This is a genomic window from Succinivibrio dextrinosolvens DSM 3072 (assembly GCF_900167015.1).
Lineage (GTDB): Bacteria > Pseudomonadota > Gammaproteobacteria > Enterobacterales > Succinivibrionaceae > Succinivibrio > Succinivibrio dextrinosolvens.
In genome coordinates this window covers 1-14826 of the sequence record NZ_FUXX01000012.1, presented here as the reverse complement: position 1 = coordinate 14826, position 14826 = coordinate 1, and the positions used below count along the sequence as shown (strand labels likewise).

At 41.4% G+C, this 14826-nt stretch carries 16 protein-coding genes; 6 read left to right on the top strand and 10 right to left on the bottom strand.

All coding sequences use genetic code 11. The features are described 5' to 3' along the window. Nucleotides 1-12: 12 nt before the first annotated feature. Together B5D46_RS04785 and B5D46_RS04780 are read left to right on the top strand one after the other, a co-directional pair. Nucleotides 13-573, top strand: a complete 561-nt coding sequence (locus B5D46_RS04785) for a flavodoxin (RefSeq protein WP_078928477.1) — start codon at nt 13-15, stop codon at nt 571-573. Nucleotides 574-963: 390 nt separating this feature from the next. Next, a complete protein-coding gene (locus tag B5D46_RS04780; protein ID WP_031491722.1) occupies nt 964-1275 on the top strand; it encodes a flagellar basal body protein in 312 nt (103 codons plus the stop codon). 306 nt (nt 1276-1581) lie between these two features. Here B5D46_RS04780 and B5D46_RS04775 read toward each other — a convergent pair whose 3' ends face one another. Further along, a complete protein-coding gene (locus tag B5D46_RS04775) occupies nt 1582-2238 on the bottom strand; it encodes a Crp/Fnr family transcriptional regulator (RefSeq protein ID WP_078928476.1) in 657 nt (218 codons plus the stop codon). 90 nt (nt 2239-2328) lie between these two features. Here B5D46_RS04775 and B5D46_RS04770 point away from each other — a divergent pair, with 90 nt between their 5' ends. Then, nucleotides 2329-3099 (top strand): ABC transporter ATP-binding protein, encoded by a 771-nt coding sequence (locus B5D46_RS04770; RefSeq protein ID WP_078928475.1) that lies wholly within the window; start codon nt 2329-2331, stop codon nt 3097-3099. Further along, nucleotides 3084-4013 carry a SufB/SufD family protein gene (locus B5D46_RS04765; RefSeq protein WP_078928474.1) on the top strand — a complete coding sequence of 310 codons (930 nt, stop codon included), beginning with the start codon at nt 3084-3086 and terminating at the stop codon, nt 4011-4013. The genes B5D46_RS04770 and B5D46_RS04765 overlap by 16 nt, the downstream gene beginning before the upstream one ends. Nucleotides 4014-4092: 79 nt before the next feature. Here B5D46_RS04765 and B5D46_RS04760 read toward each other — a convergent pair whose 3' ends face one another. Beyond that, nucleotides 4093-4743: a hypothetical protein gene (locus tag B5D46_RS04760; RefSeq protein WP_078928473.1), complete on the bottom strand. Its 651-nt coding sequence runs from the start codon at nt 4741-4743 to the stop codon at nt 4093-4095. Between the two features lie 616 nt (nt 4744-5359). Here B5D46_RS04760 and B5D46_RS04755 point away from each other — a divergent pair. Further along, a complete protein-coding gene (locus tag B5D46_RS04755; RefSeq protein ID WP_078928472.1) occupies nt 5360-5923 on the top strand; it encodes an acyloxyacyl hydrolase in 564 nt (187 codons plus the stop codon). Between the two features lie 68 nt (nt 5924-5991). Here the strand turns inward: B5D46_RS04755 and B5D46_RS04750 are convergent, their stop codons facing one another. Further along, the gene (locus B5D46_RS04750; protein ID WP_159443021.1) at nt 5992-6309 is read right to left on the bottom strand and encodes a thioredoxin family protein; all 318 of its coding nucleotides are present in this window, start codon (nt 6307-6309) and stop codon (nt 5992-5994) included. 306 nt (nt 6310-6615) lie between these two features. On the opposite strand from B5D46_RS04750, the gene B5D46_RS04745 reads away from it, so the two are divergent. After that, a complete protein-coding gene (locus B5D46_RS04745) occupies nt 6616-7077 on the top strand; it encodes a MarR family winged helix-turn-helix transcriptional regulator (RefSeq protein ID WP_200805016.1) in 462 nt (153 codons plus the stop codon). On the opposite strand, the gene B5D46_RS04740 is transcribed toward B5D46_RS04745, so the two are convergent. The 7 genes from B5D46_RS04740 to B5D46_RS12120 form a co-directional block, all read right to left on the bottom strand. After that, nucleotides 7074-7928, bottom strand: coding sequence for an aldo/keto reductase (locus tag B5D46_RS04740; RefSeq protein WP_078928470.1), 855 nt, complete (start codon nt 7926-7928; stop codon nt 7074-7076). The two genes, B5D46_RS04745 and B5D46_RS04740, sit on opposite strands and share 4 nt — an antisense overlap. Nucleotides 7929-7942: 14 nt before the next feature. Then, nucleotides 7943-9469 (bottom strand): UxaA family hydrolase, encoded by a 1527-nt coding sequence (locus B5D46_RS04735; RefSeq protein WP_078928469.1) that lies wholly within the window; start codon nt 9467-9469, stop codon nt 7943-7945. A gap of 143 nt (nt 9470-9612) precedes the next feature. Next, nucleotides 9613-10944 carry an enolase C-terminal domain-like protein gene (locus tag B5D46_RS04730; RefSeq protein ID WP_078928468.1) on the bottom strand — a complete coding sequence of 444 codons (1332 nt, stop codon included), beginning with the start codon at nt 10942-10944 and terminating at the stop codon, nt 9613-9615. Nucleotides 10945-10994: 50 nt separating this feature from the next. Beyond that, nucleotides 10995-12320: a gluconate:H+ symporter gene (locus B5D46_RS04725; RefSeq protein WP_078928467.1), complete on the bottom strand. Its 1326-nt coding sequence runs from the start codon at nt 12318-12320 to the stop codon at nt 10995-10997. 104 nt (nt 12321-12424) lie between these two features. Further along, on the bottom strand, nt 12425-13309 hold the full coding sequence (gene garR, locus B5D46_RS04720; protein ID WP_078928466.1) for a 2-hydroxy-3-oxopropionate reductase: 885 nt from the start codon (nt 13307-13309) through the stop codon (nt 12425-12427). 30 nt (nt 13310-13339) lie between these two features. Then, complete coding sequence (gene dapA / locus B5D46_RS04715; RefSeq protein WP_078928465.1) at nt 13340-14233, bottom strand: 4-hydroxy-tetrahydrodipicolinate synthase; 894 nt, start codon at nt 14231-14233, stop codon at nt 13340-13342. A 349-nt stretch (nt 14234-14582) separates the two neighbouring features. Beyond that, nucleotides 14583-14826: hypothetical protein (locus B5D46_RS12120; RefSeq protein ID WP_159443007.1), on the bottom strand; the 244-nt coding region annotated here is incomplete at its 5' end.

The window sequence follows — 14826 nt, the reverse complement described above, 5'->3', positions numbered from 1 at the left end:
GAGGATCAAATTATGAGTAATTTCTTTGTCAGACTGCTCTCTTCCATGTTTGCCTTCTCCCTGATTATGTCAGGTTCTTCGGTTGCAAGTGCAGCCACCAGCGATACACTTGTGGTCTATTTCTCTGCTACAGGAAACACCCGAGCCATGGCCACAACCATTTCCTCTGCTCTCGGTGCAGACAGGTATGAGATTGTCCCTCTGGAACCATACTCGGAGGAGGATCTGAATTATCATAACGAGTCCTGCAGAGCCAATTCCGAACAGAAGGATCCTGCACTTCGTCCTAAGCTTAAGGCTCTCGATGCTGATCTTACTCGATACAAGACTGTGATTCTGGCATATCCACTGTGGTGGGCTGAGGAGCCAAGAATTATTGATACTTTTGTTGAATCCTATGATTTTTCAGGAAAAACGGTGGTTCCTGTATGTACCTCAGGCGGTAGTGGTATTGAAAAAAGCATTGAGAACATTAAAAAGAATATCAGAGGCAAGCCTTCCTTTAAGGATGGAAATCGATTCAGTAGCCACGTAACAGCTGATGAGTTTAAGAGCTGGTACGATTCACTTTAGAAAAATAGAAAAAGTTTGAACTGCTGTATTCATGTTTTCTGTGCATAGCAGGATAAGGAGCAGGTCATGAGTGCTGCTGTAATGACCATGATGAATATTTTTTTTAAGGATGATAACTGCATATTTGCTCCTTGTTTAGAGGACATATTTTAAGTTTAGTCAAATTTTTCTGAATGATGAGTACTTGATTCCTGAAGTTGAGAGGTGAAATTATTGATACTGTTCTGACAGATAATAATTTTTTTCAAAGAATATATTTTTATATTTCAACAATATCCGATTTTTTTTGATTTTTATAATATATTAAACAGGAAAATTTGATAAAGATCACTTATAATTGCTCCAAAAGGTTTTGAACCTTTGTCTATTTTCAATCCTTCTGGAGATTATATGAGTTTAGCAATTTCTACTTCTGGTCTTGATGTTAATCAGTTTAGAATGAACAGTACTGCTCACAATATTGCCAATGCAAATACTGAGAATTTTCATTCACAGCAGGTAGTTTCATCAGAAAGTGTTTCTGAAAAAAATACAGCTAGCGGCACTTCTGTAAATGAAGTTAAGAAATCTTCACAGACTGGCGTTAACCTTTCATCTGAACTGACCGATATGAAGAAAGATGAAGTTGTCTACAAGGCAAATGCAAAAGCAGTTCAGGTTCAGAACAAGACTATGGGCTCTCTTCTGGATACCGTAGCCTAATCTATTCTTATTATCCAAAACTAATAATAACAATGGCAAAAAAATAATACTTTGACCTAGAGGAAACTTTAGGTCACGTATTTTTTAGGTTCTTTTTGAGGCTTTATAGAAATGCTGTTTATGTCTTTAATGTTATTATTCACCTTATCTTTCACCGTCATCTCACCTGTTGCTTTGAAGGCTGTCGCTCACAACCGTAAATAGCAGATTAAGGTTTTGCCTTATTTTTGCTTTCTGTTGAAATTCAGAATTGCGTGACATGCTCCCACCACATAGAGGCGGGGGGGTATTCTTGCTAGATTAAAGTTAAATTATTTCAAAGTGAAACTTTCGCGTACGGATTAGTCCTTCTTTTACCATGCGTGAGAGTTCTGCCGACATGGCGCTTCTTTCAATTCCCAGATAATCAGCAAGCTGCTGACGGTCCAGCCTGATATCAAACTCTTTTGCACCCTGTTTTAAGCTTTCCAGTTTCAGAAACGTCATAAGCTTTTCGCGTGTTGTTCTTTTGGACATGCACTCAAGTTTCTGAGTCAGCTCAACGTTTTTATGTGTCTGAATTATAAATAGATTATTCAGGAGCCTTCTATGGAAGGAACAGGCAGGAGGAAAGGTGCTTCCCTGAATATCTGATTTTAGAAACAGTACATGACTGTCTTCCACTGTCTCGATATTCACAGGTGATTTCTCATGTACAAAGCAGTAGTTCTCATTGAAGATCTGAAGCGGTTCAATGGTCTGGATAATCGAGCGGTTTCCCTGATAGTCATACTGAGTTGACTGAAGCTGACCAGAGATCAGAAGACCGAATCTTTCACAGAGTTCACCTTCCTTCACTATGACCATTCCTTTGGGAAAATGCATATCCTCTGCCCTAAGACAGTCCAAGGCCAGCTCAAGCTCGCGTGAGCTGATGCCATTGAAGAGAAATGAGAATTTTACTTTATCGAGATAATCTTTCATTTTAATTACATATTTTGTTGTTTTTCCAACATACTTACTTGCCAATCTAAACTAAAGTGACGCCTGAATCAAGAAATTATGGAGAAATAAATGCTCGAACTTAGGGATATATCCTTTAAGGTAAACGATGAGAACGGAGAGAAGCAGATTCTCAGAAATCTCAATTTCACAGTGGAGCCTGACAAACTGACAGTTATTACCGGACCTAACGGCAGCGGTAAGTCAACTCTGGCCAAAATCATCATGGGAATAGAAAATCCATGCAGCGGACAGATTATATATAAAGGTCAGGATATAACCTCTATGAGTATTACCGAACGTGCCAGACTCGGTATAGGTTTTTCATTTCAGCAGCCTGTGAAAATCAAAGGCATGACTGTATACGGTTTACTTAATATTGCTGCCGGAAGAAAAGGTCTTACCCGTGAACAGGCCTGCGGATACCTATGCGAGGTAGGTCTTTGTGTTGATTCCTATCTTGACAGAGAACTGGATTCATCTCTTTCAGGCGGTGAACTAAAGCGTATAGAAATTGCCTCTATTCTTGCCAAGGCTCCTAAACTTGCTCTGTTTGATGAGCCTGAGGCCGGTATAGATTTATGGAGCTTTCAGAAGCTTACAGGTCTTTTCAGCACCATGAGAAACAATCTTAAAGGTGGAGCCATGCTGATTATCTCCCATCAGGAGCGCATCATGAATATCGCTGATAACATTGCGATTCTTTCAAACGGTGTTATTGAAAATTATGGCAGCAGAAAGGAGATTCTGCCTGGAATCATTGGAACTTCACAGGCTGAGGCCTGCCCAAATCAGGAAATCATGTCAGGTGAACTTGGAGCAATATCATGGAAAATGCGTTAAGTGATTTACAGCAGAAACTCTTCGGTGAGGTTGCAGATCTGCATGGAACTCCAAGCGGAGCCTATAATCTCAGGGCGGATGGCAAGGTATTATCCAGAAGTTCTACTGCCAATATAGATATAAAGACCAACAGTCAGAATAACGGTATTGAAATACATATTAAGGACAATACAAAAAACGAGAGTGTACATATTCCGGTGATACTGACTCAGACCGGTCATATGGAGGTTGTTCATAATGATTTCTATATCGGAGAGAACTGTGATGTTCTGATTGTGGCTGGCTGCGGCATAGACAACTGCGGTGATCAGAAAACAGAGCACGATGGTATCCATACCTTTCATGTGGGAAAGAACTCAAAAGTCCGTTATGTGGAGAAACACTTCGGCTCTGGTGAGGGCACCGGCGAGAAGATTCTGAATCCTGTAACTGAGGTTTTTCAGGATGAAAACAGTGTTATGGAAATGGAGATGGTACAGATAAGGGGCGTTGACAGTACCTACAGACGAACCATTGCCAATCTTAAGGCCAATGCCAAGTTTGTGGTTAAGGAACGTCTTTTAACTCACGACCGTCAGAAGGCTCTGAGTGTGTATAAGATTTCACTGGACGGAGATGGTTCAAGTGCTGATGTGGTATCCCGATCTATTGCTAAAGATTACTCCTATCAGAAGCTTGATGCCTGCATCAGCGGTAATGCCCGCTGTAACGGCCATACAGAGTGTGATTCTATCATCATGGATCACGGTACTATTCTTGCGGTGCCTTCTTTAGAGGCTAATCATGTGGATGCGGCACTGATACATGAGGCTGCCATTGGAAAGATTGCAGGTGAGCAGCTGATTAAGCTGATGACCCTAGGTCTTGATGAACATGAGGCTGAAGATCAGATTATAAGCGGATTTTTAGGTTGAGAATTTAATTTGCAGTGTGTTGAAAAAGGCACAGTATTTTTATAGGCAGATGCTCTGTAAATACTGTGCCTTTGTTTTGTCAGATTTGTTCGGGGATCTTCTTTGAGTTATCGGATTGTAATTTGTATAGTGTTCCATAAAGGTCATTTGCATTCTTATATAGCTGGCATTTGTATTCGCAGTCAGAGCTGTCGTTTTCACTCAGCATTTTATAGTTGTCTTGTATGTTCTGTAATAGTACCTGCTGGTATCTGCCGTAGATGTATTCAGCGGTAAAGTCCTGCTTTTCAAAGATTTCCTGCTGAGAAAGAGTAATGTTAGCCTCATTTCTTACAAAGAAATTCTGCTTTTCAATCCATGCAGTGCCGGCAAACTTATAGTCAGTTACGACATTGTTCTCATCAAGCTCTAAAAAGACATTCTTGGTAACCTTAGGGATAAGAGATGTCTTCCTGCCGAAAGACATGGTTCCCTTGATGAGGTTATTGCTGAAATCATCTGTAAAGGCTTTGTTTACAAGATTGAATCCTGCAATCTTCTTTCCGTCTTCTGTAACAGAGATAAAGGCAGGAGTGCCGAGTAGGAGCGTAGCGTCGCTGAGAGTGGTTATGTTTCTTTGCAGAACACTATTGATGTGTGCGGCGTCGATGTTGTTGTCCTGAGAGGAAGTGTTCTTGCAGCCTGCAATGAGCGCGAGAGCAACTCCTATTGGTATCATGAGTTTGAACATTGACTGATTCCTTGAAGTTCGAACGTTTTCTTTATAATTTTTATCTAAGTCTTTTCTGATATGGAAATCAAAAAAGTGCCTAATACTAGCATTTTGTTTTATATTTTACAATTAGGTTTTTTACTAAAAATAAAAAAATCTGTTGTTTATCAAGGAGGTAATTTAAGGATTTTTGGTTTTAGGATCTAAAAAAAGTGTAATTTTAGTTGCCTATAAAAAGAAAATTCATCTAAGTCTTTTATATGAAGATCTGTATTTTTTTATAATTTTACGCTAAGTTTTCGTGTCATTATCTGATTCTATCTGTATTTTTCATGGATCATGGTGGGGAATATAATCCTGAATAAATAAATTTTGATATAGAAAAAATTCAGAAAACTAAGTTTTCATTGTGACTTTTATCACGACAAAATTCATTTCCCTAAGTATTTTTTTTTATTTCCTGGTCTGTTCATTAAAGTTAAAAAATCTATGTGATATAGATTTTTGAAATGTTTCTTATGCCTTCGTCACTATTTGACCTATTAAAACTAATAGTGAATATTATTTTTGATAGAATCGAAACTAACCTTCTGAAAAATTATCAAAAAAGTATAACAAACTAAGGATCTCAAGAATGATTAACCTAAAGAAATATACAAAGGCATGTGTGTTTGCTTCTATGATGTGTGCCTGCAGTCTGGTACAGGCTCAGACCTCAACTGTTGAAGGATGGGATTTTCAGACAGAATATCTAAGACATAATAAATCTGACAAGCACGTTGATAACTACAATCTGCATGTCTATACCCACCTCTGGAACAATGACTATCTTTCTCTTTACGGTGGTGGTATTGCCACTATTGCTGAAGGCTATATGGACAGGGAAGAGAGGAACAATTCTGATGCCGTAGGTATTGGTCCTTCAGTTATGGCCCGTCTTGAATTCAATCCGTTTGGAAATTTCTATGCAGGTCTTGAGGCTGCAGGTTCAATGCGATTCTTCACAAAGGCTCATCCTGCAGGAGGAAGATGCTATGATTTTCTATGGCAGGTTGGTCCACGTCTGAGTTACAAGTTTGGTAACTATACTGCTGTGGGTATAAGTGCCTACTATGCTCATGCCTCAAACGGCATGAACTCTCATAACCCAGGTTACGAAATGAAGGGCCTGGCTCTAGATGTAGAGTACAAGTTCTAAAAAAAATGCCTGAAGGGATCTTCAGGCTTAAACAACAGTTTTTTGTTGGTTATATAGCGTCTTGTTATTTAGCGGTAATTTTTTACAATCTCACCTAAATCCTGCTTAGATAGAGCTCCGACCTTTCTTAAAACTTCTTTTTTATCCTTGAATACAAGGGTAACAGGTATACTTGTGATTCCGAATCTCTCAGCAAGCTCTGCTGACTCATCTGCATCTGCGTAACAGAGCTTGATATCAGGATTTTCTGCTGAAAACTCCATTACTCCCGGTCTCATTGCCTTGCAGTGGCCACACCACTCAGCGCCGACAAACATCATCTTGAAGCTGTCATCACCTAAAACTTCCTTTTCAAAACTATCAGTATTTACTGGCATCATTGACATAATATTTTCTCCTGGTGCTTTTAAAATTTTTGCTTTAAAGGTATTTAGATATCTCTTCATAAATCGGAGATGATCATATTTATCAGCTCCGCTTGTTTAATTTATTATCATTATATAGTAAAATTTAATTGTGTCAAATTAAATTTAAGGAAATTTTATAAAAATATGCTGAATTCACATAAGCGCATGAATATAGAAAAAAATTAAATAAAACTGATAAAATAAAGCTTACATAAGAGTGAATTTACTCTGTCTTTAAAAGACAGATTGCCTGAAAGTAAAACATTTCACCTTGGAAAACATTTAATGAATATGCAAAAAAAAGATAAAAACGACCCACTTTTACTTGAGAATCAGGTCTGTTTCCCTCTATATGCCTGTGCCAGAAGGGTTGTTAACAACTATGCCGGACTTCTTAAGGATTCAGGTCTTACCTACACTCAGTATGTAACCATGATGGTTATGTGGGAACATGAGAAAATTACAGTCAAGGATCTTGGTGCAAAACTATACCTGGATTCTGGTACTCTCACTCCTGTTATAAAGAAACTATGTTCTCTGGGACATATAAAAAAATATCGTGATGAGTCTGATGAACGCGTTGTTATCGTCGAGATAACTCCACAGGGACGTCAGCTTAAGGAAAAAGTAAAAGATATTCCTCAGAAGATCTGCTGTCGCATCAGTGAGAACAAGCAGGGCTTCAGCATGGAGGATGCAAAGCAGCTTAAGGTATTACTGTTAAAGCTGCTAAGCAATGTAGATTAGCACATGTCCAGAGGGACCTTGTGATCTGGTGCCGGGAAAGCCTTATTTAAAAGAGCAAGTTCTTCCTGGCTTAAGGCTGTATTTCTGACAGCTGCGTTTTCAAGCATGTGCTTGGCACTTGAACTTCTTGGGATCGCAATCATATCCTCATTCGCAAGCACAAATGCCAGTAGAACCTGAGATGGGCTCAGGTTATGGTTTCTTGCAATCTTCTGAACAGTTTCATCCTGCAGAATTCCTCGAGAAAGAGAACCGCCCTGAGCTAAAGGGCAGTAGCTCATAGGAAAGATGTTTTTATCCTTAAGATATGGCAGAAGATCATATTCAATACCGCGGGAGCCTAGGTGATAGAGAACCTGATTTACAACGCAGTTCTCGCCTCCGCTGTGTTCAACAAGTTCAATCATGTCCTCTGTGTCAAAATTGGATACGCCCCAGGATCTGATGATTCCTTCCTCAACAAAGCGTTCCATGCTTTCGACAACCTCAGGGAATGGCGTTTCACCAATCCAGTGATAAAGGTACAGATCAAGATAGTCAGTCTCAAGTCTTCTCAGAGAATGCTCAAGAGATGATCTGATGTGGTTTCGTCCGGCGTTGGATGGCAGAACCTTAGATACCAGAAAGAGAGAACTTCTGTCGTAGTTTTTGATAGCTCTTCCGACAAAGGATTCAGATCTTCCCATGCCGTACATTTCTGCCGTATCGATAAGTTTTAAACCAGCATCAATACCCATGCGTATAGCCTCATACTCGCCACGGGCCTTGGTGGATTCTTCTCCGATATACCACATTCCCATGCCAAGACGAGGCATTTTTAGTCCATTCTTTAAGGTTACATATTCCTTCATAAAAAAAATGAGCCTTATGTTATTGGTGCAGGATTGAATATGCACATATCGTTGTGGAAACCATACTGATCACTGTATGGCTGTTTAATGCCGGAGGCAACATCCAGTATGAAGTTAAAGATTTCCTCACCAACTTCTTTGATGGTTTTCTTTCCTGTTGCAACATCTCCGGCCGATATGTCTATCATATCAAACCAGTGACTTTTCATCTCGTTTCTACTGCACACTTTTAAAACTGGTGCAATTTCGAGACCATAAGGTGTTCCTCTTCCGGTCATGAATACCTGAAGACCAATACCTGATGCTACCTGAGATGGTCCACAGACAATATCACTTGCAGGTGTGCATGCACAGATTAGACCGTGTTTTGTAGGTTTCTCTCCAGGACCGATTACTTCGCTGATGGATGCTGTACCAGATTTTGCAATGGAGCCCATTGCCTTTTCAACGATATTGGATAAACCTCCTGCCTTGTTACCAGGAGATGGATTGGCGTCTCTGTCGACTCTGCCGATTTCAAGATAGCGATCGTACCAGCCGACTTCAGCTACCAGCTTATCGCGCTGTTCTCTGTCAACACAGCGTGATGCCAGAATATGTACACCATCTCGGAATTCTGTAACCTCACTGAACATGACGGTTCCTCCTCCTCTGACCAGCATGTCGGCAGCATAGCCTGCAGACGGATTTGCTGTTACACCGCTGAAGGCATCTGAACCGCCACACTGCATGCCGATTAAGAGTTCAGAGAGAGGTAATTCTTCTCTGGTTCTCTGATTGAGCTTCTCCAGCTTCTTTTTTGCCATTTCCATAAGACCGTCCATCATAGCCTTATAGCCAGGGAAACTCTGAAGCAGCAGGGTATTTTCAGGAGTGTTGTCCTTCTCATCTAACACTCTGTCAAAGGTGAGTTTTTCGCATCCTAAGCCTACCACCATAATTTCTCCTCCGAAATTAGGCTGTTTTATCAGGTTTCTGATGGCTCTGATTGGAATTACAGCATCAGGAGCATTGATGGCAACACCGCATCCGTATGGATGAGTTACCGCAACAACATCATCGACGTTTGGATATAAAGGCAGAAGCTCTCTTTTTATTCTTTCTACAGCTTTCTTTACGACACCTGCAGCACACTGTACTGTTGTTACAATTCCCAGAAGATTTCTGGTTCCGGCAGGACCTGTTTTGTTTCTGTAGCCAAACCAGGTTGTTCTCTTTGGCATAGGAAGCTCATTTACATCCTTAAGATGTGTGGCATAGGGAAGATTCTCAAGAGATGGTCTTAAAGGCAGATTCAGGGAGTACTCGTTTATCCAGCTTCCTGCCTTCATATCTTCCTTAAGTGTTCCGAGCATCACTCCGTAGCGGATTACCGCATCATCCTTTTTAAGGTCGCAGAGCAGAACCTTGTGTGCCTGAGGAATATCTGTCTGAACGGTAATACCGTCTTCGATAGTCTGGCCTTTTTTCAGATCATAAAGAGCTATGGCGACATTGTCCCTATCGTTTATTTTGACTGTAAATCTAATATTTTCTTCCATAGGATTTTCCTAAAAAAAACGGCCTGAATTCAGACCGTTAATCCATTTTGTCAGATTAAATAACTAAATGTTTCTTGCTTGCATCGGAAAAAATACGGTACCAAATTGATGACGAATTCAGTACCGTCACACACATATGACCACTAATCTCTTACAAGACATGGTCTCTTTGGATCGAACTTCCAGCCCTTGATAAGATACTGCATTGCCATAGCATCATCACGGTTTCCAAGACACTTCTTCTTAAAGAGCTCATTTGCCTTGTAGATGCTGTCCATATCAGGCTCAATACCAAGACCAGGCTTGTTTGGAACCTCGATAAAGCCATCTTTGATCTGTAGAGGTGCCTTTGTAAGATGCTCTGTACCCTCCTGCCAGATCCAGTGTGTATCAACAGCGGTCACACGACCAGGAACTGCTGCTGCAGTGTGGACAAACATTGCAAGAGAAATATCAAAGTGGTTGTTTGAATGAGAACCCCAGGTCAGGTTGAATGCCTGGCACAGCTGGCCTACACGAACACTTCCCTCCATGGTCCAGAAGTGAGGATCAGCCAGAGGAATATCAACAGACTGAAGCATTAGAGAGTTTGCCATCTGTCTCCAGTCGGTTGCGATCATGTTGGTTGCGGTTGGGAAACCGGTACGACGGCGGAACTCAGACATAACCTCTCGGCCTGACATGCCTTTCTCTGCACCGCATGGATCTTCGCAGTAGGATAGAATACCCTGCATGCCGTCAACAAGCTTTACTGCATCCTCAAGCAGCCAGCCACCGTTTGGATCCAGAGTAATACGAGCCTCTGGGAAAGCCTCCTTTAACGCGCGGATTGCCTTCATTTCCTCTGCACCTGGCAGCACACCGCCCTTGAGCTTGAAGTCATTGAAGCCGTACTTTTTGTGAGCAGCCTTTGCCAGGGCTACGATTGATTCTGGTGTCATAGCCTCTTCACAGCGCAGACGGTACCAGTCACAGTCTGAGTCAGGATTTGAAAGATAATCAAGATCGGTCTTCTTTCTGTCACCGATAAAGAACAGATAGCCTAAGACTTTTACCTTGTCGCGCTGTTTTCCTTCTCCTAAAAGATTGCAGACAGGAAGTCCCATGAACTGACCTAACAGGTCAAGCATTGGTGCTTCAATAGCAGTCTTTACATGAATACCGGTACGCAGATCGAAGGTCTGATTGCCGCGTTCCTCATTGTCAGCGTTAAGAGCGTTGCCAATCTCATTTAATACTCTTCTGTAGTCACCGATCTCTGAACCGATAACAATCTTTTTGATGTCTTCAAGAGCTGAAGTGATCTTACCTACGCCAGGAACCTCGCCCAAACCGACATTTCCGGTCTCATCTGTCAGAATTACTACATTACGGGTGAAATATGGGCTGTGTGCACCTGAAAGGTTTAACAGCATTGAGTCGTGGCCTGCAACAGGAAGCACTTCCATTTTTGTAATTTTAGGGGTCTTAGCCATTTTATTTATTCCTTATATATGTGTTCTTTTAATCTATGTTGTTATATCTGTTAACCGATTACCGCATTTATAGCCAGTACACCGATTAGTCCCAGTACTGACAGGATACAGGTATAGGTTGTACGTACCTTGATTGCCTGTGAAACCGGCATGTTGAAATATTCCTTAAACATCCAGAAACCAGGATCGTTAACATGAGAAGCGAAGATACTTCCGCATGAGGTTGCAAGAACCATAAGCTCTGGGCTGATTCCGCTCTGCTGAACGATTGGCAGAACAATACCTGCGGCAGTGGTGATTGCAACAGTTGCTGAACCTACTGCTGTACGGACGATTGCAGCAACAGCCCATGCCATGATGATAGGTGATACATCGATACCTTTTGCAATTTCAGCGATATCTCTGCCTACACCTGCATCAACGATAACCTGCTTGAAAGCACCGCCGGCACCGATAACCAGGATAATCATGGCCATGGACTTGATTGAATTCTTCATTGAGGCTGAAAGCTCGGTCATGGTTGAACCGCGTCTTAGACCTAAAAGATAAACTGCAACAAGTACGGAGAAGAGCAGAGCAAGTGGAGCTGCACCGATAAAGTCTATGAATTTGAGTCCGAAAGTTCCCTTTGGCAGGAACATGTCGCACAGTGTTGCTGATGCAATCAGAAATACTGGGAACAGGGCACAGAACAGACTTACTCCAAAGCCAGGCATTTCCTCATCAGTGAAAACTTTTGAGGTTGTAAGACCGTTTGGAATTGAAGATTCACAGCTTGTAACCCATTTTGAACGTGAGTAGTAGATTCCAACCAGAATAGCAGCTGGGATTGCAATAATAAGTCCTAACAGTAAGGTTCCGCCAACACTGGCATCATACATACCGCATACAGCGGTTGGACCAGGATGTGGAGGCAGGAAGCTGTGGGTTGTTGAAAGACCGATAACAGCTGGCAGACCTACATATAAAAGAGGCATGCCTGTCTGAACAACAATCACGAATACGATAGGCAGCATAACGATAAAACCAGCCTCAAAGAACATGGTAATACCGATAATCAGTGCTGTCAGAATCATAGCCCACTGAACATTCTTCTTACCGAATCTGTCAATCAGTGTGGTTGCAATTCTCTGTGCTGCGCCTGAATCTCCTAGAAGCTTACCCAGCATTGCGCCGAAGCCTAAGATTAGAACCAGACTCTTTAGCTGACCGCCAATACCCTTGTAGATGGTTGCAGGGATATCTTCAATAGGCATTCCCTCAAGAAGACCTACAATCAGAGATACCAGGATCAGAGAGATAAAGCCGTCCAGTTTAAACTTGATCATGAACAGCAGTAGCAGTAGTACGCCAAAGGCTACTATAGCAAGACTCATAATACTCACTCCGTTATGTTCTGAAGACTGAATTTATGTTTTTTTTTATGATTTGTAAATCCAGTCTTATTAGTTTCTGTATGTTTGTTTTGTTTTTTATGTAGTTAGCGTTTAACGATGATGTTATCCAGCTTTTCGTAATATCTTACGATGCTGCTGTGATCTTCAGCCTCATGACCGTCAGCCTTCAGCGCCTGCATAATTTCCATTACGCTTGCAGTCAGTGGCAGAGTTACACCAACCTCATGAGAGGTATCCAGAACATTCTTTAAATCCTTGATATGCAGATTGATTCTGAAGCCTGGCTTGAAGTTTCTGTCCATCATCATTGGTGCCTTGGCATCAAGAACTGTACTGCCTGCAAGACCGCCACGAATTGCCTTATAGACAAGCTCTGGCTCGACTCCAACCTTGGCTGCAAGAGTTAAAGCCTCACTTACAGCAGCAATATTGATTGCCACAATAATCTGATTTGCAAGCTTGGTGGCATTACCTGCACCGATGTCACCGGTTCTTACAACAGATGCTGCCATACAGCCGATTACATCCTTGTACTTGTCAAAGACTTCCTGCTTACCGCCAACCATTACAGAGATGGTGCCGTCGATAGCCTTTGGTTCACCGCCTGATACAGGAGCATCAAGCATATCTACACCGACTTTCTCAAGTTCTGCTGCAATCTTGCGGCTGGAAAGAGGAGCAATAGAGCTCATGTCGATAACACATGATCCCTTCTTTGCTCCTTCAATGACACCGTCTTTACCTAGGACGACTTCTTCCACCTGAGGGGAATTTGGCAGCATGGTTATGACGATATCTGAGTTTGCAGCAATTTCTCTTGGTGTCTCAAATACGCCTGCACCGTCTTTTTGAAACTCTGCTGCTACAGCCTTGTTATGGCCTGATACAACCAGGGTGTGTCCCTTTTTCATCAGGTTACGTGCCATAGGCTTACCCATGATTCCCAAACCAATAAAACCGATCTTCATTGTTATAATCTCCTTTTTATATTTAAGTCATTAGAGGTAGTCTTTAAGTTCATCTAAAATTGCTTTTAGCTTGACCTGTGCTTCCTCTGTCATATGTGTAATAGGTCTGATAGGGTGTCCGACGTTGATTCCTAGGATATTCAGTGCATCCTTTGGTACCACAGGGAAACTTCCCAGTGCATAGGCGTTTCTGAATACTGAAAGGCGATACTGAGCCTTCAGAGCTCCTTCATAATCCTTAGCGATGTACTTGTTGTAGATATCAACTACAAGCTTTGGCAGTACATTTGCGGTTCCTGCAACACATCCCTTTCCGCCGCACATCAGAACGGGGAAGATCATGGTGTCTTTGCCAGCCACAACCGCAAACTCTGAGTTCTCTGTATTGTTCTGTCTGATGTATTCGCAGGTAAGAGTGATATCACCACTGGTATCCTTAACACCGACTATGTTCTCGATCTGAGCCAGTCTCTTAACCAGGCGAGGTGACATGTTGATACCTGTCTTGTCAGGATTGTTGTATAGAATATTTGGAAGATCTGTTGCATCTGCAACTGCTTTGAAATGCTGATATAGCTCTTCCTCTGTTGGACTTACAAACATTGGGGTTAAAACAGACAGTGCCTGAGCACCGCATGACTTTGCCATCCTTGCAAGCTTTACCGCCTCTGATGTGGTGATGGCGCTGGCGCCTACATATACAGGAACACGTCCATTAACCTCGTCGATGGTCTTTTCTACTATCTTCTGTTTCTCTGAATACTCAAGTCCGTAAAATTCACCGGTACTTCCCAATACGAAGACACCGTGAACTCCGCCGTCGATAACGTAATTAAGAAGACGTTTTAATCCTTCCTCATCAAGGTGTTCGTCTTTTGTCAGAGGTGTGATTAGCGGAGGTATCACGCCTTTTACTTCTAACATATGTATTCTCCTTAGAATGTTTATTTATTGTTTTGTTTACTACGATGGTACGTATGTATATATGGAGAGCAAGGAGTGTGCCAGAATAAATAACTTATTGATATATAGGATAAAAATATAAGAAATTAAAACTATAGTGAAATGACGCAACATTTTGTGCAACATAAAGTGTTGTATAGTGTTGCAGAGGAACAGAAAAGAAACACTTTTTAACACACCTCTCAGATTTAGATTAAAAGTAGATACTTTTGTGACATAAATTCAGTTACTCGAGTTTCCCAGATAAAAAATTTAAGTAAATCCAGATCCACTCTAGGATTGATGCTCTTTAAAAACTTGTATTGATTTATTATCTTGCTAGAGGCAATGGAATTACCTGCTTAAGGAAGTTACAGATCCCGTTAAACCATGAGCCTAACAGATCATTTATGATCTGCTCTGCTTTAACAAGACAACCTTTCTTTAGCAGGCTTGCTTCTTCTAAAATCTTTGGAATATAAATGAAGCATCTCATTAGAGAATCTATTGCTGCCTGATAAGGTATATCCTGTATCTGTTCTTTTGTAAATCTGAATAGAGCACCTAATGAACGT

Excerpts from the sequence above, each read along its gene's own strand:
- B5D46_RS04785 (WP_078928477.1), top strand. The coding sequence starts at position 13 with ATGAGTAATTTCTTTGTCAGACTGCTCTCTTCCATGTTTGCCTTCTCC.
- B5D46_RS04780 (WP_031491722.1), top strand. The coding sequence starts at position 964 with ATGAGTTTAGCAATTTCTACTTCTGGTCTTGATGTTAATCAGTTTAGA.
- B5D46_RS04775 (WP_078928476.1), bottom strand. The coding sequence starts at position 2,238 with ATGAAAGATTATCTCGATAAAGTAAAATTCTCATTTCTCTTCAATGGC.
- B5D46_RS04770 (WP_078928475.1), top strand. The coding sequence starts at position 2,329 with ATGCTCGAACTTAGGGATATATCCTTTAAGGTAAACGATGAGAACGGA.
- B5D46_RS04765 (WP_078928474.1), top strand. The coding sequence starts at position 3,084 with ATGGAAAATGCGTTAAGTGATTTACAGCAGAAACTCTTCGGTGAGGTT.
- B5D46_RS04760 (WP_078928473.1), bottom strand. The coding sequence starts at position 4,743 with ATGTTCAAACTCATGATACCAATAGGAGTTGCTCTCGCGCTCATTGCA.
- B5D46_RS04755 (WP_078928472.1), top strand. The coding sequence starts at position 5,360 with ATGATTAACCTAAAGAAATATACAAAGGCATGTGTGTTTGCTTCTATG.
- B5D46_RS04750 (WP_159443021.1), bottom strand. The coding sequence starts at position 6,309 with ATGTCAATGATGCCAGTAAATACTGATAGTTTTGAAAAGGAAGTTTTA.
- B5D46_RS04745 (WP_200805016.1), top strand. The coding sequence starts at position 6,616 with ATGAATATGCAAAAAAAAGATAAAAACGACCCACTTTTACTTGAGAAT.
- B5D46_RS04740 (WP_078928470.1), bottom strand. The coding sequence starts at position 7,928 with ATGAAGGAATATGTAACCTTAAAGAATGGACTAAAAATGCCTCGTCTT.
- B5D46_RS04735 (WP_078928469.1), bottom strand. The coding sequence starts at position 9,469 with ATGGAAGAAAATATTAGATTTACAGTCAAAATAAACGATAGGGACAAT.
- B5D46_RS04730 (WP_078928468.1), bottom strand. The coding sequence starts at position 10,944 with ATGGCTAAGACCCCTAAAATTACAAAAATGGAAGTGCTTCCTGTTGCA.
- B5D46_RS04725 (WP_078928467.1), bottom strand. The coding sequence starts at position 12,320 with ATGAGTCTTGCTATAGTAGCCTTTGGCGTACTACTGCTACTGCTGTTC.
- garR (WP_078928466.1), bottom strand. The coding sequence starts at position 13,309 with ATGAAGATCGGTTTTATTGGTTTGGGAATCATGGGTAAGCCTATGGCA.
- dapA (WP_078928465.1), bottom strand. The coding sequence starts at position 14,233 with ATGTTAGAAGTAAAAGGCGTGATACCTCCGCTAATCACACCTCTGACA.